Genomic DNA, 22,923 nt, shown 5'->3' on the forward strand with positions numbered 1-22,923 from the left:
AAAATCAACGTGTTTGCTATGAAAAAATCTGTCGGCTGGGGAAAGGAAAATCAACGTGTATGCTATGAAAATATCTGCCGGCTGGGGAAGAAATTCAAAATATAAAACATAATCAAATTAACATATGATATAATTTAATCACAATATGAAAAGAAAAATTATGGAGGCAATATGGAAAAAGTAATAGAGGTAAAAAATCTAACTAAAGAATATAAAGAACAAAAGGCAGTTGATAATTTATCATTTGATGTATATGAAGGAGAAATATTAGGATTACTTGGACCTAATGGAAGTGGTAAAAGTACAACTATAAATTCAATTTTAGCATTGCTTAAATATCAGAACGGAAGCATAAAAATATTTGGTAAGGATATGAAACCCGATTCGTACGATATAAAATCGAAAATTGGAGTCATTTTTCAGGAGGTTGCAGTATTTAATGAATTAAATGTATATGACAATATAAACTATTTTTGTGGATTATACATAGAAGATAAAAATATCAGAAAGCAATATGTAGAAGATGCCATTGAATTAGTAGGACTTGGTGAATTTAAAAAATATTTGCCAAAACAACTTTCAGGGGGACTTTTAAGAAGATTAAATATTGCCTGTGGAATAGCACATAAACCAAAACTTATTTTTCTTGATGAACCAACAGTAGCAGTCGACCCACAGAGTAGAAACAATATTTTAGATGGAATTAAGAAATTAAGAGACGATGGTGCCACAATAGTTTACACAACACATTATATGGAAGAAGTAGAGATACTTTGCGATAGAATTATAATTCTTGATAAAGGAAAAATAATAGCTCAGGGAACAAGCGAAGAACTGAAACAACAGGCAAATATTGAAGAAAAAATAGAACGTGTAGGACCTACATTAAATGATGTATTTTTGAAATTAACAGGAAAGGAATTAAGAGATTAATGTTTATTCATAATTTGAAATATACGATAAAAACATTGTTTAAAAATAAAATATTAGTCTTTTGGACATTTGCCTTTCCGATTATTCTTGGAATATTTTTCAATATGGCATTTTCCAACATAGAAAAAGATGAAGTATTAAAAGTGTTTGATATTGCAGTCGTAGATAATGACGAATTTGAAACGCAGGAAATATACAAAAACGCATTAAAAGAATTATCTGATAATGATAATAAAGATAAATTATTTAATATTAAATATGTAAGTAATAAAAAAGCAGATTCACTATTAGATGATTCTAAAATTGAAGGATATGTTGTATTTAAGAACGACGAACCACAGGTTGTAGTAAAGGCAAATGGTACATATCAAACATTACTTAAGTTTGTCATAAATGAAATCAGACAGAATGAAACAATAGTAGAAGAATTGACCGAAAAAAATATAGAAAACGAAATAGCAAACGGAAATTTTACATTTGATACAGACAAAATAGTAAATCAAATATTAGACAAAATTAATAATGAACAAGTTAATTTGAAAAATATTTCTAATTCAAATTTAAGTTATATGCAAATAGAATATTATACTTTAATTGCGATGATGTGTATGTATGGTGGGATATTCGGGTTGACTGCAATAAATAACTGTCTGGCGAATATGAGTAGCAAGGGAAAAAGAATTTCCGTGTCACCAAATAAAAAAAGCACAATTATTTTGAGTTCGACTATAGGAAGTTATGCGGTAAGTCTGGTAGGACTTGCGGTACTTATGGCATTTTTGACATTTGTAATAAAAGTTGATTTTGGAGAAAATCTTTTGTTAATTATTTTACTTTCCATGGTAGGAGATCTGGCAGGAATTGCACTAGGGGTAGTAATTGCTTCAATATTCAGAGTGTCAGAAGGTGCTAAGACAGGAATAACTATTGCTGTTACAATGTTCTTTTCTGTTTTTTCAGGAATGATGGGAGTTACATTAAAATATGTAATTGATAAAAATGTGCCTATAATTAATCTGATAAATCCAAATAACTTAATAACTGATGGCTTTTATTCATTATACTATTACGATACTTTAGACAGATATTTTAGAGATATCATTTATTTGATTATATTTATCATAATTTGTCTATTAATTTCGTTTGTTAGCTTAAGGAGGGAAAAGTATGACAGTATTTAAGACTATTTTAAAGATATTAAATAAATTAAAGGGAATGATTATTTTATATACTGCCATACTTGTTGCAATAACAGCGCTTAATCAGACATCAGGTAATAATATGACAAATTTTGAAGATTCAAAACCAAGTGTGTTAATTGTAAATAAAGACAGTGAAGATAATATTGCTAAAGGCTTTGAGGATTATATAAGTAAACATTCAGAAATAAAAGATATAGATACAAAAGACGAAGACAAAATAAATGATGCAATTTTTTACAGAGACGTAAATTATGTAATTTATATACCAAAAGATTTTGGAAAAAATTTATTAGATGGAAAGAATCCTTCGTTGGAATATAAATCATGTGGTGATGAATATTCTTCATATGCCCAAATGATGGTGGAAAAATACATAAAAACCGTGCTTATTTACAAGGATTATTATAGTGGAGCTGAGTTAATTTCAAAAGTAAATAAAGTTGTGGACAAAGATACAAAGGTTTATATGAAAACGACTTTAGATACATCAAAGTTAAGCAGCATGACACAGTATTTTAATATCCTAAATTACGCCTTGCTTGCAGGATGTGTGTATTGCATCAGTATGATTTTAGCAAGTTTAAATGATGAGACTGTAAGAAAGAGAACAATTATAAGCAGTTTCAATTACAAAAAATATAATAGAATCGTACTATTATCAAATTCCATAGTAATATTTGCAATGTGGATTTTATATATGATTTTGGCATTGATTTTGTTTAAAGACTTAATGTTTAGTTCAAATGGTTTAGGCTATGTTATAAATTCATTTGTATTTACGATATGCAGTCTGACCATAGGATTTTTAATTGGAAATATTACGCAGAATAAGAATGCTATTGGTGGAATAGTAAATGTAATAGCACTCGGCACATCATTTCTTTGTGGATGCTTTGTGCCATTTGAATACATGCCTGATTATGTATTGAAAATAGCACATATATTGCCAACATATTATTATGTAGCAAATAACCAACTGATAAAAACTATGGAAGTTTTTAATTTTGAAAGCATTAAACCATTGTTAATAAATGGGGCAGTTATAGTAATTTCCAGTTTTATATTTGTCGCAGTAACAAATTATGTAAGTAAAAGAAAACAGATAATAAATTAAGAATTTTAAAAATGCTATTTTATAGTTTTTTATCAAAAATACCCGGTTGTGAAAATGGTTCACAACCGGGTATTTGTTTTTATTATTTGCTACATTCTAAAACAAAGGCTTTAGCAGCAACTTCGGAATTTTCATAGACACCTGCTCCTAAATAATTAGCCTCCATTCTGAAAGTTTTTTAAAACTTATAGTCCTTCTTTAATACAGTTATTAAAATTGATAATACCTGTTTCATATTAATAGGCTTTGGTATATGAGCATTCATTCCGGCTTCTTTACATGCCTTTATGTCTTCAGCAAATGCATCAGCAGTCATTGCTACAATAGGAATATTTCGTATATACGCATCTTCGTTTTTCCTGATTTTACGTGTAGCTTCTTTTCCGTTCAGTACAGGCATTTGGATATCCATTAAAATTAAGTCATAAAAGCCTTTGGAAGAGGAAGTCAAAGTGTTTATGCATTCAAGACCATTTACGGCACGGTCACATGAAACTTTATATTCGGAAAGCATTGTTTTAATAATTTCCCAATTTAAATCATTGTCTTCTGCAACAAGTACATGTAATGAAGAAAAATCATAATTTTTTTCATATAATGAATCCGGATTTACTGTATCTAAATGCTTGTGTTCGTTAAGTACTGCTAAATCAAGGTAAACAGTAAATGTAGTTCCTTTCCTTAATTCACTTTTACAATCAATTGAGCCGTTCATTAAATCTACAAGCTGTTTAATAATGGCAAGGCCTAAACCGGTTCCCTGAATTTTATTAGTTCGACTGTCAAGAGCTCTGGTAAATGAATTATACATTGTTTCCTGAAATTCTTTAGTCATACCGATTCCGTTATCAGAGACAACAATTTTTAGTCGTATTTTTTCGTCATCATCCGGTAATCGTGACTGACTTATATCAAATAAAACTTTTCCACCATTGTCAGTATATTTTACGGCATTAGTTAAAAGATTAGTTATTATTTGATTAAGTCGTAAAGGATCAGCTGACAAAGTTTCGTAAATAATGTCATGCATATTAACCTCAAGCGAAATGCCTTTATATTCAGCCTGAGGGCGAATAATACTAACAACTTCATTTACACAGTCCTTAAGTGAAAAAGGTTCTATAGAAATAGCCATTTTCCCACTCTCAATTTTTGAAATATCTAAAATATCATTTATTAATGTTAAAAGATGATTTCCGGCAAGAGAAACTTTATCCAGACATTCGCCCATATATTCAGGATCATTTAAATGTTTTTTCGCAATTTGAGTCATTCCCAAAACGCCATTCATTGGAGTACGGATATCGTGGGATATAGTGGACAAAAATTGTGTTTTTGCCTGACTTGCATGTTCAGCTTCACTTGCAGCTTTTCTTAAACGATGATTAATTGATAATATGTAAAATGTATCAAGAATTGTTAAAAACAATACTGTTCCACATATAATTGCAACAATACTCCAGTTCATATTAACTGAATCAATATCCTTTACAGGAATATATCCTATGATGTATAAATCTAAATTTTTTCCAAAACTTGAATAGTACCAATAGCAATTTTCGTTACGATAGTCTTTGTATTGAAGCAAGCCACTATCGGACGATTTAATTTTGTTAGCAAGCTCGTCGACTTTATTGTAATCATTTTGAAAATTGTATCCGCGAATATAGTCATAAAAAGTTCTTGATTTCATCGAAGGAGACTGAATAACATATTCACCGTTAGAGTTAATAAGACTGATTTCTGCTGATTTATATTCAGTTGGAAATGCCCATGCATTTTTTAGGTAATCAACAGGGAGCAATCTTAAAAGCAGGTAAGGCTTTGTCTTATTGTTACCAATATTTAAATAAACTCTAGTACCAACACTGATGACAGTCTGTTGTAGTCCGTCAACGCGATATTTACCAAGAACATAAACCTGACCGGATTGTGATTTAAATATATTCTGCATTTTTTTAATCATTGCATGACATGCATTGGTATCTGTATCATAAAATGTTTTGTAACAGTTAACAGAGTAATTTCCATTTTTATCTGCAATAGTAGAAATAGCTGAGAAGTCATCCATATCAACGAAGTGTGCATAGCGGTTGCCCTGTGTGTTAATATTCTGTACAAATTTTATTGCTTCATCTATAGTCATATTATTGCTGGAAATGTAGTGAGCCCAGTTATCGACATATCCTTTTTCTGCATATAAATAGCTTTCAGTAAGCTGTTTCATAGAGTCAGTAGAGTTGCAGAAATTATCTAAACGTAAGGCGATGCTTTTGTTTTCCGTAGTAATAGAATAGGAGTAGGAAGATAAAATTGCCACTACAATTATAATAATATTGTATAAGAGTAAAAGAAATTTTTTGATACTAGTTTTTTTAGTATACTTATTTGTATATTTATTAGCTGAGTTATCTTTTGAATTATCTTGTGTCACAATAATCTCTCCTTTCGCAAAATTTAGTAATAATTTGCTTGCAAAGAAGCAATAAAAGTATTAATTTTCCGAACCAAATTATATTATCTAATTATAACATATTGAGTAAAATTTAACTATAATAATCCCTATAATGTGATACAATATTTAAGGTATGACTGAAAAAGGAAAGGATAAAAATTAATGGAAAAAAAGAGGGACGGGTTTAAGAGTAGAACAGGCTTTGTAATTGCATGCATAGGGTCAGCAGTAGGAATGGGAAATATTTGGAGATTTCCTTATATGGTGTCAGACTGGGGAGGTATGACATTTTTAATCCCATACGTTTTATTTGTTATTTTAATTGGGGCAACAGGGCTTATCGAAGAAATGGCGCTTGGAAGAGCTGCTAAAGGTGGACCTATTAAAGCATTTGGCAAATGTACTGAAGTTAGGACAGGTAATAAAAGAATCGGAGAAGTGATTGGTGCACTTCCGGTTATCGGTTCATTAGCATTAGCAATAGGATATACGGTAGTTGTAGGATGGATATTTAAATATACATATTTAGCAATTACAGGTCAGCTTTCAGATATGGGACATGATATGGATGCTATTGGCGGCATGTTTGGAAGTACAGCTACAAGCTATGGAAATAACTTATGGCTTGTAATCGCAGTAATTGTTACAGCCGTAATAATGGCATTTGGAATCGCCGGTGGTATCGAAAGGGCAAACAAATTTATGATGCCACTTCTTTTTGTATTGTTTTTGGGATTAGGAATTTATGTATTTACGCTTCCGGGTGCAAGTGATGGATATAAATACATATTTACAATAAATCCTAAAGGATTGCTTGACCCGAGATTGTGGATTTATGCATTTGGACAGGCATTTTTCTCATTATCAATAGCAGGAAATGGAACAGTAATTTATGGTTCATATTTAAGTGAATCAGAAAATGTAGTAAGTTCTGCAAGAAACGTAGCAGTATTTGATACAGTAGCAGCATTACTTGCAGCATTTGTAATAATTCCGGGAATGGCTGTTGGTGGAGCAGAATTGTCTTCAGGCGGACCGGGACTTATGTTTATCTATCTTGTAAATGTATTTAATGGAATGCAGGGTGGAAAGATTGTAGGAATAATTTTCTATATTTGCGTTTTATTTGCGGGAATGAGTTCTCTTGTAAATTTATATGAGGCACCGATAGCAACATTGGAAGAAAGATTAAAATTTAAAAGACCGGTAGCTGTTTTGAGTATAGCGGTAGTTGGCTGCGCAGTTGCGCTTGTTATTCAGGGGATTGTTTCAGGATGGATGGATGCAGTATCAATTTATATTTGTCCATTAGGTGCAATGCTTGCAGCAATTATGTTCTTCTGGGTTGCAGGGAAGGATTTTGCAATTAGTGCAGTAAATAAAGGCAATAATAAGCCGATTGGCAAATGGTTTATGCCACTTGGAAAATATGTGCTTGTACCATTAGCGTTTATAGCACTTGTGGCTGGAGCAATGCTTGGAGGAATAGGCTGATAATGTTAAAAAAAGAAACAGCATATTATCATCTTCCCGGATTATTTGAATTTTACGGGTTGTACCGTGAGTTTTTGCCATTGTTTCGTGAACATAGAGAATATTTTTACGACTGGTGCGATATAGGTTCTATATATGGAGCTCCGGCAGATTGTGTTTGGGGCGGAGGCCGTGTCGGATTTGGAGAAAATAATCCAAAAGAAGTTTTAGCATTAATGAAGGAATATGGCATTTCAGCAAGACTGACATTTAGTAATTCATTGTTAAGAACTGAACATCTTTCAGATAAAAAATGTAACTACCTATGCTCTATGTTTGGAGAAAAGAATGAAATACAAAATGGTGTAATAATTCATTCAGATTTGCTATTAGAGTATTTAAAAAATAAATATCCGGAATTCTATTTTGTCTCATCAACAACTAAGGTGTTAATTGATTTTGAGCAATTAAAACATGAGATGAATAGAAATGATTTTCTATATGTTGTTCCGGATTTTCGGTTAAATAAAGAATTAGATAAATTGAATAGGTTATCAGAAAAGCAGAAGGATAAAGTTGAATTTTTATGCAATGAATGCTGTTGGTTTGGTTGTGCTGACAGAAAAAAATGTTATGAAACTGTAAGTCGCAAAAATCTAGGAGAAAAATTTACAGAGCATCGTTGCGTGGCTCCTGATGCAGAGAGTGGCTATAAATTTTCTAAAGCAATGACAAATCCCGGTTTCATTGGTATAGATGATATAAAAAATATTTATATGCCTATGGGCTTTTCAAATTTTAAAATTGAAGGACGAAGCTTAGGAAGTGCTTTGATTCTGGAATTTTTACTTTATTATATGACTAAGCCTGAGTATCAGATTCATGTCAGAGAAAGAATTTACTTGGACAACATGTTGGATTTATTTTAAAAGTAGCATAGTAGCCTGGCATTTGGTTTGTGACTTGGATTTTATCCCAAAAAGATGTTATGTATTTAAGCAAATTTTATTTATATAAATCTGAGCGAGGAAATGGATATGCACATTAAATGTTGAAATTTGTCATTAAAAATGCAAAAGAACTTAAATTAAATGGCATAGTTAATAACTATATGTTATTAGGAATAAGGAGAAGGACATGAAAATAGCTATCGTTGATGATAATGAGGATGACAGAAAGAGACTGCAAGAGGAAATTACAAAAATTTGCGATAACAAATCAAGAAAAGATTTTGAAATCACAGAATTTTTTAGTGGAGAAGATTTTATAAATTTAATAGAGAAAAATGAAAACAAAAAATATTTTGACATTGTATTCTTAGACATTTATATGAATGGAATTACAGGAATTGAAACGGCAAAGAAACTAAGAGAAACAGACAATCAGTCAAAGATAATATTTATCACAACAAGTAATGAATTTGCCAGTGAAAGCTATGAAGTTAAAGCATATGACTATCTGATAAAACCATTTAGTAAAGAACGTATACTTAAAACTATGGAAAGAATATCTGAGGATGAAAAGAATAATAAAAAAATATTAGATTTACCGGATGGACAGATTATACCAATTGATTCTTTATTATATACAACTTTTTCAGGGCATTATGTAACAATTTATCTGATTGATGGAAACAAAATCCAATTAAGATGCACACAGAAAAATTTTGAAGCATGTATACAAGAACATAAGGAACTTATTCAATGCTTTAAAGGAATAGTAGTTAATATTACAAAAGTAGATGGGCTTGAGGAAGACAGATTTAAACTGATAAATAAAGAATATGTTCCAATTAGCAGGAGAAAATATGCAGAAGTAAAGAAATCTTACACAGATTATCTGATAGAGAGATTAAGACAAGGGGAGGATATATAAATGTCTAATTTAAGAATATTTGAGATAATATTATATTCGTGTCTTAATTTAATTCCATACTTAGGACTTGCAATTTATCCCTTTATTGATAAACTACGTTTTTCAAAGAAAACAACAATGTTTTTTGCAATTATTCTTACGATATTTCAAAATGCGATGGGGATATATGCAACAACCTGTTCGCAAAGTCAGAAAGGACTTATTTCCCTAATAAGTACGGTAAGTTATGCAGCGTTCTATTTTATTGCCATAAAAGATTATTTTGGAAAACTTGTATTTGTGCTTCTTATAGTATCAAATTTTGCTAATTTTATTGTAATGGCAGGAAAATGCATGGAAGGTCACATATTCCCACAAATGGCCATACAGAATAACCGTTGGACATTTTCATTATGCACAATAATTGTGCAGATAATATTTGTACCAATTATATTTATATACTTTAAAAAATATATAAAAGGTCTTGCAGACATTAAAATTAATGGAAAAATGTGGAGATACCTATGGATGATACCTGCCACATTTTATTTATTCTGGTATCACGGTCTGTATTTTAACTCTAAATCTTCATTGGAACTTGCTTTAAATTATGTCAGTCTAATATTTACATTTTTAGTAAATGTAGGTGCGCTTTTGGTATATGGAGTATTAATCAGTGCAATGTTTGAATTTGAACACAATTTAAAACTGCGTGATGAAAATAAGCAGCTTGCACTTCAGAATCTTCGTTATGACGAAATGAAAAAACAGATGGATGCAACAAGAAGGGCAAGACATGACTTGAGACATCACATAAGTGTTGTACATGCAATGGCACAGAATAATGAATGCAAAAAAATAGAAGAGTATCTGGGAAAATATCTTAAGCATTCATATTTGAAAAATCCAATTGTATATTGTGGAAATTTTGCATTAAATACGGTGCTTGTATATTATGTGCAGGAGGCTGAAAAATCAGATATAAGTATAAATGTAGATGTTTCTATTCCAAATGAAGTAAATATCAGCGATTCAGATTTGACAGTGTTATTTGGAAATTTGCTCGAAAATGCTATTGATGCATGCAAAAATATTGAAATAGAAAAAAGAAAAATTGATTTAAAAATACATAAACCAAATGCAGAAGCAATAGTATTTTCAATAGATAATACATTTGACGGAAATATAAAAATGAAAGGAAACAGATTTTTGTCAACAAAAGAAAATGGTAGTGGAATAGGAATTGAATCCGTAAAATATGTTGTAAATAAATATGAAGGGGACATTAAAATAGAAATTAACGAAAAGAAATTCTGTGTTAGTGGAGTATTATTGCAACCACCTGAAATATAAAGAAAATATAGACAATAAAAAGGATACCGGCTTTATATGAGTCAGGTATCTTTTTTATTACAACCACTTGATGCCTAAAATTAACCGTTTGACGCCAGAACATAGAATTGAAATATAGTCTTATTCTATAATAAAACATGAAGTAAATTGGAAAAATATACATATCTAAATGGGAGGGCAAATATGAGAAAAAAAGTGACACGATTTTTAAGTATGACACTATCGTTGGCAATGATTTTTACTAATAATTTCATGCCTGTCAGTACATATGCAGCTACTGATAATAGTGAAGAAAACGTAATGTATGCAGACAATATGGCATATGACAAGACTACAGGACACTTGTATAAATTGACAAGTGAGGAAGGAAATTATGAGCGGGTTTTGGCTTTGGCAAAAGAAAGCGGAGGCTATCTTGCATGTATTTCCAATGCAAGGGAAAATGACATTGTTGCGAATGTTATTTCAGAGCAAGGTGATAATACATCATCTTATATTGGACTTATAAGAAATGAAGAAAATCTTGATGAATGGCTGTGGGCAGATGGAAGTGAAGTAAGTTATACTAATTGGAATGATGGCGAACCAAACAACAAGAATGAAAAAGCAGGAGAGGTTTACGATAATAAAAGATCAAATGGTGCAGGAAAGTGGAATGACTGCAATACGACTTCACTTCGCACAGGTGTTATAGAATATGATTCATGTATTCATCCTAAATCACAGAACGTTATAAAGAATAGAACTTTAGCTGACTGTGAACAGGGAGGGTATACCGGAGATGTTTACTGTGGATTTTGTAATGAAAAAATAAGTGACGGCGAAGAGATTGAAGCTAGAGGACATTCTGATGCAGTATTAGATGAAAGCACAGTTAAAGAAGCTACATGTACTGAAACCGGCTATTCGGGTGATAAGATTTGTCCTGTTTGCGACAAGGTATTAGAGCAGGGCGAAGTGCTTAAGGCAAATGGACACAAAGAGGCTGAACAGGTTAGAAATGCCAAAAAAAGCAGTTGCTATCAGAAAGGCTATACAGGAGATAAATACTGTGAAGTATGTGATGAAACTTTGCAGGAAGGAGAGGCAATTCCTAAGCTTGAGCATGAATACGAAAATGATGTATGTAAAAACTGCGGAAGAGTAAATAACGCTCAGGTAGACGTAACATATAGCTTAACGAAAACAATAGATTATCCATATACAGTATTTCAATTTACGGCACCTGAAAGTGGGGGATACACATTTACAGGAGATTCAGAATGGGATAGCTATGGATATCTTTACAAGGCAGATAAATTTAATGATTCCGTAATCAGTGCAGGAATGGAAATGTATTATGCCAAATTAAAGGACAATAATGCATCAACACCACGATTAAAAGATTATTGGAAAAGTGATGATGATAGCGGAATTGGTCCATCGCCTAAGATAACTGCAGAACTAACAAAGGGAGAGACATATTACTTTGTTTTTGGACCTTATATAACAGAATATGGAGATTTTAAGCTGACAATAACGTGTGCGCATACAAAAACGCATGTTGAAGGAAGAACACTTGAAAGCTGTGAGCAGGGAGGCTATACCGGAGATGTTGTGTGCGATATATGTGGAAAAGTAATAGAAAATGGCACTACAGTTGAACCTTCAGAGCATACGCCGGGTGATTTAGAGAATGCCAGAGTGAACAGTTGTTATTTAGATGGCTATACAGGAGATAAACACTGTACGGTATGTAATATGCAACTTCAGCAAGGAGAAGTAATTCCTAAATTCGAACACGAATATGAAAATGATGTATGTAAAAACTGTGGAAGAATAAGAAATGTACAGAAGAATAAAGTATATGATACTCAAATAACTAAAGACTTACCAATTCAGGTAATAGAATATACTGCAGATAAGGATGAATATATTAGTTTTTATTGTAGTAATAAAACCGGTTGGGACAGTTATGGATTCTTATTTGATTCAGAGAATTATAGTGATGAAATGATAAGAAATGAGCTTGATAAATTCTTTGATGAAGACGAATACAAAATACGATTTAATAATGCTCTTGACTCTGATGATGATGGTGGAAACAATGGAGCTCCACAGGTTGAATACGAGCTTACTAAGGGTGAAAAATATTATTTTGTAGTTGTACCTTATGGCTATAATGATGAGTATGAATATGGCGAATTTACCATAACTGTTGGTTGTGCACATTATAATATTCATGTAGAAAATAAAACAATTAATAGTTGTGAAGAAGGAGGTTATACCGGAGATATTATCTGTGATGATTGTGGAGAAACAGTAGAAGAAGGAGTAACCATAGAACCTCACAGTGAACATTCTTATTATGAATATAACAGAAAAGATGCAACGTGTAATGAATATGCAAAGACTTATTACAGATGTAGGTATTGCAATGCTAAGAAAACTGAAATAGATACTAATGCAGGATATGGTTCACATAAATATGAATTTGTAGGTAGCATAGAAGCAACATGTACAACAGACGGATATCTTGGAGATTACAAGTGTATATATTGTGGAGAAGAAAGTGAAAATCAGCCTACAAATAAAATTATAAAAGCATATCATGATTATCCGGAAGGAAGCAGAAATCAATATTTTATATATGATTATAATATGGTCAAGGCAACATGTGAAAAGGATGGTTATACCGGCGATGTATACTGCCCAATTTGTAAAGAAACAATAGAAAAAGGCAAAGTAATAAACAAATTAGGTCATTCATTTAAAGATGGTGTTTGCGAGGAATGTGGTGCAGAAGAAGAATTCGTAAAACAACAAAAAGACGGATATTTTGAAATTACTACATTTGAAGACCTGATATTATATTTGAAAAATATTTACAGTGGTATTAATGGAAAACTTATGAGTGACATTACATTCCCTGAAAACTATGAGGATGAAGATGATCTTATAGGAAATGTGAATGCAGTAAATATTATTTTTGATGGTAATGGCCATTCGATATCAGGAATCAACCAAAGAGGAGAAAACAGACCATTATTTAATTTTGTTTATTCTAGTGAAATAAAGAACATTAATATTAAATATGTAAATGAAAACTTTACAAGTGGAATGGCTACAGACATAGCAATTGGAGCAAAAAATTCAGTTTTTAGAAACTGTAGTGTTAGTGGTAACAAAAATCTTAATAACCTTAATGACTGTTTATCAGCAATGGTTTGTTTTGCGGATAATTGTAAATTTATCGGTTGCACAAATAATGCTAATGTTACAGGTACGGGATCAGGTGGAACAGCAGCAGGAATTGCATATATAATAACTGAAAATACTATTGTAGAAGATTGTGTGAACAATGGAAAATTATCTATGCAAAATGGCATGGCAGCAGGAATTGCAGTCAATGTATATTCAAGCACAATTAAGAACTGTATAAATAATGGTAGTATTAATGGCTATAATATAGCAAGCGGAATAGTAATTGATGTTCAGGGAGACCTTATTCCGGGGACAACTGAGATATCAGGTTGCATAAATAAGGGAAGAATAGAAGCAAATAGTTACTATGATTATTATGCATCCGGAATCTGTTCTAAATATAAAGGTAATTTTGATTCACCGGGGAAACTAATAATAAGTAATTGTGTAAATGAAGGATATGTCAAAGGTGGTACAGTAGCCGGAATTATTTGTGAAGCCAATGGAAAGTTAGAAATAACAAGTTGTGAAAACAATGGAAATATTGATGGAGATGATAGCGCAGCAGGAATCTGTGAATATATAAATAATGCACAGAATCACAACAAAATAAAAATTAGTAATTGTAAAAATAACGGAGATATATCAGCAGAAAGTGCAGCCGGAATAGTTGATTATGGATATTACTTTGATATTAACAATTGTATAAATAATGGAAATATTTTATCTGACAGATATGGCGGAGGAATATTAGCATATGTATATGGTGTAAATGGTTCTGAATTAATTAATAATGGCGATATAAATGCATACGAATATGCCGGAGGAATTTGTGCATATGATGAAGGAAAATCAACGTATGATAAATTATACAATTCAGGAAAAATTGATACTAGAAATATTGCAGCAGATAAGAATAGTCTTGTAAATTCTGATGAAGAAATAAACGTAACTAACTCAGAAGAAAAACATGTACATAACTATGATAGCGAAGCAAATATTATTAAAGCAACATTAGAAGCTGACGGTTACAGGGAATTTAAGTGTTATTGTGGTGACAGTAAAAAAATTGCAATAAGCAGAATTGATAGTGTTAATATTTCAAATGAAAAATATGAATACACTGGAAATTCAATTGCATTACCAACAGTAACAGTTACTGATGCAGCTGGTGAAATTGTATCAGACCAGTATTATACAGTTACATTTAAAAATAAAACTACAGGTGCTGTGGTTACTGAAATTAAGGACACAGGAACATATGAGGTTATAGTAACATTTAATACATTATATGAAGGTGAAGTTGCAAAAGAAATTACAGTTGTAAATAATTCCGGAACAACTCCGGCAGATACAACACCGGGAGGTACAAATAATTCCGGAACAACAAATGTAAGCAATTCTGATACAACAAACAAAACAGACAATGATAACTCTGTTACAAAACCGGGCAAAGTTAAGAAGGTGACAACAAAGGTTAATAAGAAAAAGAGTGTTATCATTAAATGGAGAAAACAGAAAGCTGTTACAGGATATCAGATTAGATATTCAGTTAACAAAAAGATGAAAAAAGCAAAAATTAAAACTATTACAAAGAATAATGCAAAAGCTGTTCTTAAAAAATTGAAACCTGGAAAATACTTTGTTCAGATTCGTGCATACAAAGTGGTGAACGGAAAGAAAGTAGCAGGAAAATGGAGCAGCAAAAAAGTGGTAGTAATAAAGAAGTAGAGAACAAAAAAGCTAATTAAATATAAGCAGAAACTAATTACAAGCAGAAATTAAGACTGTGAAAAATATTTAAATGCTCCCTTCAAGAAAGATAAGTGAAATAGTAAAAATCACTTGCTTTATAGAAGGGAGCATTTTTATGTGAAAATGCTATACTATTATTTCTTTTGTAATAAAAATAATCTGTTCATACCATCCTGCCACGGATAAGGAAATTCAAGATAGCGAATAATCTCATAATGTTTTTCAAAACTTTGCTTCCATGAAGCAGTATCTAACTCACGATATCTAAGAACGCCATTCTCCTCGAAAAGATTATCCTTTATCTGAGTGAATCCCCATGCCTTCATATCAGATTTCTCATAATATGGATTGAGTTTAACGAACATAAGTCCTGAAGGAACAAGCAAATCCGTAAGCCGTCTAAAAGTCTTTAAAGCAACATCCTTAGGCATAACATCTAAAACGTTAGACAAAATAATACCATCAAAACTATTACTATTATAATTATCAAAAAAAGAAATATCGCCAATTTGGAAATCAAGATTGTGATAATTGTTTACGGAAGCAAATTTTTTGGCAAATTCAATTCCTGTTTCAGATAAATCCACTCCTAGTCCTGAATCTGTATTTCCAAATTCATAGCACTGAAAAAGAATATCTCCTGTTCCACAACCAAAATCTAATATGTTTTTGCATTTGCTTGCAAATATATCAAGGCAAATATCAAACATAGGCTCAACAGATAATGATTTTCCCTTTAAATCTACAATTTTACAATTAGAATAAACATCATTCCACATGTTTATTGAACGATCGTAATCACGCTTGATAAAGTCTCCATTATTAGCGGTATTGTCAGAAGAATCGGATAATTTGTTGATATTTTTTTGAAATTTTGATTCCATTTTAATTCACCCCACTTCTAAGAAAAAAATTGATTGATAATAGAATAATTATAACTTATTAAAAAATATTTTGTTATTTTTATTTTTACAAGTATACAATTTTATTTTTATTTTTGATATAGTGAATAGTGAGATTGTAGAGGAACTAATGATGAAAATGGGGAGAGGAAAAAAATTATGACATTACAGGAATTTATTACCAAATTCAATGTAAAATTAAATAAACAACAGTTAGAAGCAGTGCAGAGCGTTGAAAAACCTACACTGCTTTTAGCTGTGCCGGGAAGCGGAAAAACAACAGTTTTGGTTACAAGATTAGGTTATATGATTTACTGCATGGGAATTAGACCGGAAGAAATTCTTACGGTTACATATACAGTGGCTGCGACAAATGACATGAGAAAAAGATTTGCGGCTATATTTGGAGTTGAACTTGCTAAAAGACTCGAATTTAGAACTATAAATGGAATATGTGCAAAAATAATAGGATATTATGGAAGATGTGTTGGGAAAAAGGCTTTTGATTTAGTGACTGATGAGAGTTATAAAATTAAACTTTTGTCTGCCATTTACACAGAACTTATTCATCAATATCCAACAGAAAGTGATTTAAAAAATATAAGCACATTAATTACTTACATAAAAAATATGCAACTTTCAAAAGAAGAGATAGATAAAGTTGGTAACGAACAGGACATACCACTTTTAAAAATTTATAGCGCATATTGTGATGAAATGAAAAAGCAATCACTTATGGATTATGATGACCAAATGGTGTATGCCCTGACTATGCTAAAAGTATCGCCACAGATTTTAGAATATTTTCAGGAAATGTATAAATATATTTGTGTGGATGAGGCACAGGATACCTCTAAAATTCAGCATCAGATTATCGCCTTACTTGCAAGTAAATATAAAAAAGTATTTATGGTAGGAGACGAAGACCAAAGTATTTATGGGTTTAGGGCAGCCTACCCTGAGGCACTTCTTTCATTTGAAAAAAATTATAAAGACGCAAATGTATTGCTAATGGAAGAAAATTTCAGGTCAAATGCAAAAATTGTTACTGCAGCAGACAGATTTATACAAAAAAATAAATTCAGACATGAAAAACACATGAAGGCATTTAGAGAAGCAGGGGCATACATACAGAAAATTCATTTGAAAAACCGACGGTCACAATATACATATTTGACAAAAGTGGCTGAAAATACAGACACGGAAACAGCAGTTCTTTATAGAGACAATGAAAGTATTATTCCGTTGGTTGATTTACTCGAAAGAAAAGAAATTCCATATAAGATAAAAAATGCGGACCTTACATTTTTTTCACATCGAGTTGTTATGGATATAAAAAATATAATCAGATTTGCAATAGAACCGGCAAATACAGAAATATTTATGCAAATGTTCTACAAGATTAGTACATATATGAGTAAGGCGGTGGCGATAGAGGCATGTAAAATAAGTGTTGAAAAAGGAATGACAATTTTAGATGCGGCACTTGATTATGGAAAGATTCCGGCGGGAACGCGAAAAAGTATAAAATCAATGCAGACGCATTTGAACAGATTGCTTGAAGAGAGTGGAAGCAAGGCAATTTACAGGATTATACATTTTATGGGGTATAAGGACTATTTGAAAAGAGCAAATATAAATGATAGCAAATTAAGTATAATACAGGCGATTGCATATAATGAGCCGTCAGCGGTAGCTTTAATAAACAGACTTGATGAACTGGCAATGTTAATAAAAGAAAAGCCATATGATGCAAATTGCAAATTTGTTTTATCAACTATTCATTCAAGTAAAGGTTTAGAGTATGACAAAGTATATATAATGGATGTAGCGGATGGCATTTTCCCGGAAAATGTAATAGCGAATTATGAAAATAGTAAGAAAAAAGACGATGAAGCAAAAGAATATGAAGAGGAAAGAAGACTATATTATGTTGGAGTGACAAGAGCCAAAGATGAACTTTGCATATTCGAATTCGATGATGGCTCAACATTTACAAATGAACTGCTGGGACTAAAAACATCAGAGAATACAGGTTGTTCATTTGTGGAAGAAAAAATGTCCAACTCAAGAGATTTATCAAATTTTTCAATTGATTATAAAGAAAAAATTTCTAAAAAATCTCAAGCTTATAAAAATAGTATAGATTTAACAAAACCAATTTCATATCAGAAAACAGAAGCAAAGCACAAAAAAGTAACGGAATCGGAGTATGCTGACAAAATTGAAGAAATATATTTGACAGGAACAATAGTGCATAAAAAGTATGGATTGGGAAAAGTACTTAAAATATCCGGAGATTTGCTAAAAATTGAGTTTGAAGGAAAAATTACTAAGTGCAAATTGAAGTTTATGATGGAACACAATTTAATTGAGTAAAAGGTAATTAATTCAATGTGGGACGGAGTATAATTTAATTGGGTAAAAGATAATTAATTTAATGGGGATGGAAAGTAGTTTAAAGAATTTAATTTAATGCACGATGGAGCATAATTTAAAAGATATTATATGAAATATGTTTTATTCGCATGTTGTCTTGTGAAAAAGAAAATAATTATATATAATATCAGAGGATTTAAAGGTTAAAAATTATTAAAATAAAATTTGGAGATTAAAATGGACGAAAATTTGAAAAAAGAAATAGAAAACAGAAGAACATTTGCAATCATTTCCCACCCGGATGCAGGTAAGACAACGTTAACAGAAAAATTTCTGTTATACGGAGGTGCAATTAACACAGCTGGTTCAGTAAAGGGAAAGGCAAATTCAAAATATGCGGTTTCTGACTGGATGGGAATTGAAAAGGAAAGAGGAATTTCAGTTACTTCATCAGCATTGCAGTTTAATTATGAAGGATATTGCATTAACATTTTGGATACTCCGGGACATCAGGATTTCTCGGAAGACACATACAGAACTTTAATGGCAGCAGACTCAGCAGTAATGGTAATTGACGCTTCAAAGGGTGTTGAAGCACAGACAATTAAGCTTTTCAAAGTTTGTGTAATGAGACATATTCCAATTTTTACATTTATAAATAAGATGGATTTGGAAGCAAGAGATCCATATGAACTTTTAGAAGAAATTGAAAATGTTTTAGGAATAAAGACATGCCCAATTAACTGGCCAATAGGTTCAGGTAAAAGATTTAAAGGTGTTTACGATAGAGATACAAAGAAAATATCAATGTTTCAGGCAGTATCTGTCGGTGGTGCAAAAAGTGCAGCAGAAACAACTTATGATTTAGAAGATGAAGCGTTCAAAGGTGAAGTTGGGGATGAATTATATGACCAGCTTATGGATGATGTAGAATTGTTAGACGGAGCAAGTGAACCATTTGATCAGGATTTGGTTGATAAAGGTGAATTATCTCCGGTATTCTTCGGTTCAGCTTTAACTACATTTGGTATAGAAACATTTTTGGAGCATTTCTTAAAAATGACAGAATCACCACTTCCAAGAATGTCAGATATAGGATTAATTGATCCGATAACAGAACCATTTTCAGGATTTGTATTTAAAATTCAGGCAAACATGAACAAGGCACATCATGACAGAATTGCATTTATGAGAGTATGTTCAGGCAAATTTGATGCTACAAAAGATGTGTTCCATGTACAAAGTGGAAAGAAAATGAAATTATCAAGACCGCAGCAGATTATGGCGCAGGATAGAAAAGTAATAGATGAGGCATATGCAGGAGACGTAATTGGTGTATTTGATCCGGGAATTTTCTCAATTGGTGATACAATTTGTACTCCGGGCAAAAAATTCACTTACGAAGGAATCCCTACATTTGCACCTGAACATTTCTGCCGACTTGTAGCACTTGATTCCATGAAGCGTAAACAGTTCATGAAAGGTGTAACACAGATTGCACAGGAAGGTGCTATACAGATTTTCCAGGATTATAATCTTGAAATGTCAGAGATAATCGTAGGTGTTGTAGGAACTCTTCAGTTTGACGTATTAAAATACAGAATGGAAAATGAATATAGCTGTGATGTAAGACTTGAGCCATTACCTTACGGTCACATCAGATGGGTTAAAGATCCTGCAACAGATTTGAACAGCATAAAATGCCCAAGTGATACTAAGAAAGTTAAGGACATGAAAGGAAATCCTTTGATTTTATTTACAAATGAATGGTCAATAAGACTTTTATTAGAAAGAAACGAAGGAATCGAGCTTACAGAATTTAAGAAGAATTAGATTGATTGGAAAACCGGTTCTGGAAACTTGTAATTTAATTTAAATGAGTTAGGGAAACCGGTTTTGGAAAACTTGTAATTTAATAAAACCGAATTAAAGAAAATATAAAAAGGATGGAATCTTTGTTATGGGATTTCGTCCTTTTTATATTTTAAAGTCTGGTCGTGGATTATGTAGATTAGAAATAAAGGGGGAATTTGTTGCTTTAACGGCATGTAAAATAAAAGTAGGTTTGAAATTTCTCTTTTGAAAATTCCCAAATGAGTAATAAAAAATGACATAATACAAGTTAGAGAATAAAACAAGCCCGGACAATATAATAAACAGGCAGGCCACAACTCAGCTAGAAAATAAAACAAGCCCGGCAACAGGATAAACAGGCAGGCCACAACTCAGCTAGAGAATAAAACAAGCCCGGACAATATAATAAACAGGCAGGCCACAACTCAGCTAGAGAATAAAACAAGCCCGGACAATATAATAAACAGGCAGGCACAGCCCGGCAAAAAAATAAATGTGATATTATTCTTTCCTGAATTGTTATATTATTAGAAAGATCTTTCAAAGCAACAAGGAGGAAAGCAGTGGAAACGCAAAAGTACAAAGAATTTGTATCGGAATATGCAAATATGGTATTTAAAATTGCTTATAATTATTGCCGAAACAAATATGATGCCGAAGACATAGTCCAGAATACATTTTTAAAACTTTTACAATATAAAGGCGAATTTGCTGATGGTGAACATGCAAAAAGATGGCTTATAAGAGTGACTGTAAATGAATCGAAAAACATGTGTACATCATTTTGGCACAAAAGAATAGTTTCGCTGGAAGAATCCAAATCAGATGCCGAATTTTCTTTTGAAAATGATGAAGAATCAGAACTATATGATGCAGTAATGAAGCTTGGCGAAAAATACAGAATAGTAGTTCATTTGTATTATTACGAAGAATATTCAGTAAAAGAAATTTCAGAAATATTAAACATAAAAGAAACTACAATTCAAACAAGACTTATGAGAGCTAGAGCAAAAATTAAAAGTATGGTCAAAGGAGATTGGTTAGATGAATAAATATAAAGAAATGTTTGACAAAATAAATATTTCAGACGAGTGTTTAAGAAAGGTGGAACATATGGAAAAGAATAATCACAAAATAAAGAAATTCAGAATACGTTATGTGGCGGTTGCAGCAGTTATGCTTGCTATATTTGCAATGACAGATGTTGTGTCTTATGCGGCAACCGGAAATGGAATAACAAAGCATGTCCATGTATTTTTGGATAACAATAGTGACAAAAAAGAAATTAAAGAAAATGGCAAAGGAAAATACATTTACGAGGGCGAAGACAAGAAGTACGAGCTCGAAATGAATGAAGATGAAATGGAAAAAGAGGGCATAAATGCTGAGGTAAATGTTGATGAGAGTAGCGGAGAGGTAAATATAGAACTAAAGGCAAATTAATCAAAAAAATAAATCTAAAAATAAATATATGTCGACAAACAAAAACAAACAAAAGAAGTCCACAGGCGAATTAAAATTATGAAATTCTCTTGTGGGCTGTTTTTATGCTTTAAAATAAGTGAAAACAGAACAGAGTTTCGAAAAAATAGCAAAATCGAGTCCTGAAAAAGGGACAGTGAATGTGAGAAAATGAAGTCATAAAAGGAAAAAGAAAAATAGCAGCTATAAAGGAGGAAAAATGATGGCAAATAAGATTTATTTTACAATTACAGGAACAGGATTTTTTGAAGGTGACGAATTTTTTGAAAAGGATATGGAAGTGCTTCTGGAGAAAGAACCGGACAACAAATATGACCACGAAGCAATTCTTGTAAAAATGCCGGGAATTGGAAAAGTTGGGCATGTGGCAAATAGTTGTAGTACAGTCATTGGCGAGTCATATAGTGCAGGACGAATTTATGACAAAATTGGCGACACAGCAGTTGGAAAAGTGCTTTACAAAATGCCAAGAGGAATTTTGTGTGAATTAGTAAAACCAGTAGATGAAATTAAATTTTAAAGAAGTTATTGGAATTAGAATTATGGTGTAGCTGAAATGGAAAACGACAGTACAAATAATGAAATAATGCATAAATAAGGAGGCAAATTATGGGATTTTGGAACGGAAAAGTAGATGGACCTTTAGACAAAATGTTTGACTTTAACAGAGACGGAAAATTAAATGCTTGGGAAAGAGCAATGGAACTAGGGTTATTAATGGATGATGAAGATGACTACCAGGATGAAGATGACTACCAGGATGAGGATGATGAATTTGATGAGGATGAGGATAGTGACTTTGATGATGACGAATTTGACGACGATGAACAAGATGATGAAAGTGAAGAGCTGATGGAAGAAGATTGGGATTCGGATTACGATGAAAGTGATGAGTGGTAAATAAATATGAAAAAGTATGCTAAATCGAGGAAAAAATATATTTTTATTAAATATGATATGTGATATAATAGCTTTATGACATAA

Annotated in this window: 16 protein-coding genes; 14 read left to right on the forward strand and 2 right to left on the reverse strand. The window is 31.7% G+C overall.

Going from position 1 to position 22,923, the window contains the following annotated elements; all coding sequences use genetic code 11:
* Positions 1 to 171 precede the first annotated feature (171 nt).
* The 3 genes from ABMA45_RS06030 to ABMA45_RS06040 are packed head-to-tail and all read left to right on the forward strand — an operon-like array spanning position 172 to position 3,249.
* Complete coding sequence (locus ABMA45_RS06030; RefSeq protein WP_022088985.1) at positions 172 to 933, forward strand: ABC transporter ATP-binding protein; 762 nt, start codon at positions 172 to 174, stop codon at positions 931 to 933.
* Positions 933 to 2,114, forward strand: coding sequence for an ABC transporter permease (locus tag ABMA45_RS06035; protein WP_022088986.1), 1,182 nt, complete (start codon positions 933 to 935; stop codon positions 2,112 to 2,114). Before ABMA45_RS06030 ends, ABMA45_RS06035 begins: the two co-directional genes overlap by 1 nt.
* Positions 2,101 to 3,249 (forward strand): ABC transporter permease, encoded by a 1,149-nt coding sequence (locus ABMA45_RS06040; protein WP_022088987.1) that lies wholly within the window; start codon positions 2,101 to 2,103, stop codon positions 3,247 to 3,249. Before ABMA45_RS06035 ends, ABMA45_RS06040 begins: the two co-directional genes overlap by 14 nt.
* Positions 3,250 to 3,427: 178 nt before the next feature.
* On the opposite strand, the gene ABMA45_RS06045 is transcribed toward ABMA45_RS06040, so the two are convergent.
* Entirely contained in the window at positions 3,428 to 5,683 is a 2,256-nt protein-coding gene (locus tag ABMA45_RS06045) for a hybrid sensor histidine kinase/response regulator (protein ID WP_022088988.1), read from the reverse strand.
* Between the two features lie 183 nt (positions 5,684 to 5,866).
* Between ABMA45_RS06045 and ABMA45_RS06050 the strand changes: the two genes are divergently transcribed.
* From ABMA45_RS06050 to ABMA45_RS06070, 5 genes are all read left to right on the forward strand, one after another.
* Positions 5,867 to 7,198 carry a sodium-dependent transporter gene (locus ABMA45_RS06050; protein WP_022088989.1) on the forward strand — a complete coding sequence of 444 codons (1,332 nt, stop codon included), beginning with the start codon at positions 5,867 to 5,869 and terminating at the stop codon, positions 7,196 to 7,198.
* Positions 7,199 to 7,200: 2 nt separating this feature from the next.
* Positions 7,201 to 8,106, forward strand: a complete 906-nt coding sequence (locus ABMA45_RS06055) for a hypothetical protein (protein WP_022088990.1) — start codon at positions 7,201 to 7,203, stop codon at positions 8,104 to 8,106.
* A 208-nt stretch (positions 8,107 to 8,314) separates the two neighbouring features.
* Positions 8,315 to 9,052 carry a LytR/AlgR family response regulator transcription factor gene (locus ABMA45_RS06060; protein WP_022088991.1) on the forward strand — a complete coding sequence of 246 codons (738 nt, stop codon included), beginning with the start codon at positions 8,315 to 8,317 and terminating at the stop codon, positions 9,050 to 9,052.
* Positions 9,053 to 10,384, forward strand: a complete 1,332-nt coding sequence (locus tag ABMA45_RS06065) for a sensor histidine kinase (RefSeq protein WP_022088992.1) — start codon at positions 9,053 to 9,055, stop codon at positions 10,382 to 10,384.
* Positions 10,385 to 10,567: 183 nt separating this feature from the next.
* Positions 10,568 to 15,298, forward strand: a complete 4,731-nt coding sequence (locus ABMA45_RS06070) for a lectin-like protein (protein WP_022088993.1) — start codon at positions 10,568 to 10,570, stop codon at positions 15,296 to 15,298.
* Positions 15,299 to 15,456: 158 nt separating this feature from the next.
* On the opposite strand, the gene ABMA45_RS06075 is transcribed toward ABMA45_RS06070, so the two are convergent.
* On the reverse strand, positions 15,457 to 16,206 hold the full coding sequence (locus ABMA45_RS06075; protein ID WP_022088994.1) for a class I SAM-dependent methyltransferase: 750 nt from the start codon (positions 16,204 to 16,206) through the stop codon (positions 15,457 to 15,459).
* 177 nt (positions 16,207 to 16,383) lie between these two features.
* Here ABMA45_RS06075 and ABMA45_RS06080 point away from each other — a divergent pair, with 177 nt between their 5' ends.
* The 6 genes from ABMA45_RS06080 (at position 16,384) to ABMA45_RS06105 (ending at position 22,839) form a co-directional block, all read left to right on the forward strand.
* On the forward strand, positions 16,384 to 18,603 hold the full coding sequence (locus ABMA45_RS06080) for an ATP-dependent helicase (RefSeq protein ID WP_022088995.1): 2,220 nt from the start codon (positions 16,384 to 16,386) through the stop codon (positions 18,601 to 18,603).
* A gap of 237 nt (positions 18,604 to 18,840) precedes the next feature.
* Positions 18,841 to 20,436, forward strand: a complete 1,596-nt coding sequence (locus ABMA45_RS06085) for a peptide chain release factor 3 (RefSeq protein ID WP_022088996.1) — start codon at positions 18,841 to 18,843, stop codon at positions 20,434 to 20,436.
* Positions 20,437 to 21,020: 584 nt separating this feature from the next.
* A complete protein-coding gene (locus tag ABMA45_RS06090; RefSeq protein WP_022088998.1) occupies positions 21,021 to 21,509 on the forward strand; it encodes an RNA polymerase sigma factor in 489 nt (162 codons plus the stop codon).
* Positions 21,502 to 21,900 carry a hypothetical protein gene (locus tag ABMA45_RS06095; protein WP_022088999.1) on the forward strand — a complete coding sequence of 133 codons (399 nt, stop codon included), beginning with the start codon at positions 21,502 to 21,504 and terminating at the stop codon, positions 21,898 to 21,900. Before ABMA45_RS06090 ends, ABMA45_RS06095 begins: the two co-directional genes overlap by 8 nt.
* Positions 21,901 to 22,141: 241 nt before the next feature.
* Positions 22,142 to 22,459, forward strand: coding sequence for an HIRAN domain-containing protein (locus ABMA45_RS06100; RefSeq protein WP_022089000.1), 318 nt, complete (start codon positions 22,142 to 22,144; stop codon positions 22,457 to 22,459).
* Between the two features lie 89 nt (positions 22,460 to 22,548).
* Positions 22,549 to 22,839, forward strand: coding sequence for a hypothetical protein (locus tag ABMA45_RS06105; protein WP_022089001.1), 291 nt, complete (start codon positions 22,549 to 22,551; stop codon positions 22,837 to 22,839).
* Positions 22,840 to 22,923: the final 84 nt, after the last annotated feature.

The organism is Eubacterium sp. CAG:156, from assembly GCF_000434315.1.
Classification (GTDB): Bacteria; Bacillota; Clostridia; order Lachnospirales; family Lachnospiraceae; genus Eubacterium_U; species Eubacterium_U album.

Coding starts and splice junctions, on each gene's coding strand:
- ABMA45_RS06040 (WP_022088987.1), top strand. CDS start 2,101: ATGACAGTATTTAAGACTATTTTAAAGATATTAAATAAATTAAAGGGA.
- ABMA45_RS06050 (WP_022088989.1), top strand. CDS start 5,867: ATGGAAAAAAAGAGGGACGGGTTTAAGAGTAGAACAGGCTTTGTAATT.
- ABMA45_RS06100 (WP_022089000.1), top strand. CDS start 22,142: ATGGCAAATAAGATTTATTTTACAATTACAGGAACAGGATTTTTTGAA.
- ABMA45_RS06085 (WP_022088996.1), top strand. CDS start 18,841: ATGGACGAAAATTTGAAAAAAGAAATAGAAAACAGAAGAACATTTGCA.
- ABMA45_RS06065 (WP_022088992.1), top strand. CDS start 9,053: ATGTCTAATTTAAGAATATTTGAGATAATATTATATTCGTGTCTTAAT.
- ABMA45_RS06080 (WP_022088995.1), top strand. CDS start 16,384: ATGACATTACAGGAATTTATTACCAAATTCAATGTAAAATTAAATAAA.
- ABMA45_RS06030 (WP_022088985.1), top strand. CDS start 172: ATGGAAAAAGTAATAGAGGTAAAAAATCTAACTAAAGAATATAAAGAA.
- ABMA45_RS06105 (WP_022089001.1), top strand. CDS start 22,549: ATGGGATTTTGGAACGGAAAAGTAGATGGACCTTTAGACAAAATGTTT.
- ABMA45_RS06075 (WP_022088994.1), bottom strand. CDS start 16,206: ATGGAATCAAAATTTCAAAAAAATATCAACAAATTATCCGATTCTTCT.
- ABMA45_RS06055 (WP_022088990.1), top strand. CDS start 7,201: ATGTTAAAAAAAGAAACAGCATATTATCATCTTCCCGGATTATTTGAA.
- ABMA45_RS06060 (WP_022088991.1), top strand. CDS start 8,315: ATGAAAATAGCTATCGTTGATGATAATGAGGATGACAGAAAGAGACTG.
- ABMA45_RS06070 (WP_022088993.1), top strand. CDS start 10,568: ATGAGAAAAAAAGTGACACGATTTTTAAGTATGACACTATCGTTGGCA.
- ABMA45_RS06095 (WP_022088999.1), top strand. CDS start 21,502: ATGAATAAATATAAAGAAATGTTTGACAAAATAAATATTTCAGACGAG.
- ABMA45_RS06035 (WP_022088986.1), top strand. CDS start 933: ATGTTTATTCATAATTTGAAATATACGATAAAAACATTGTTTAAAAAT.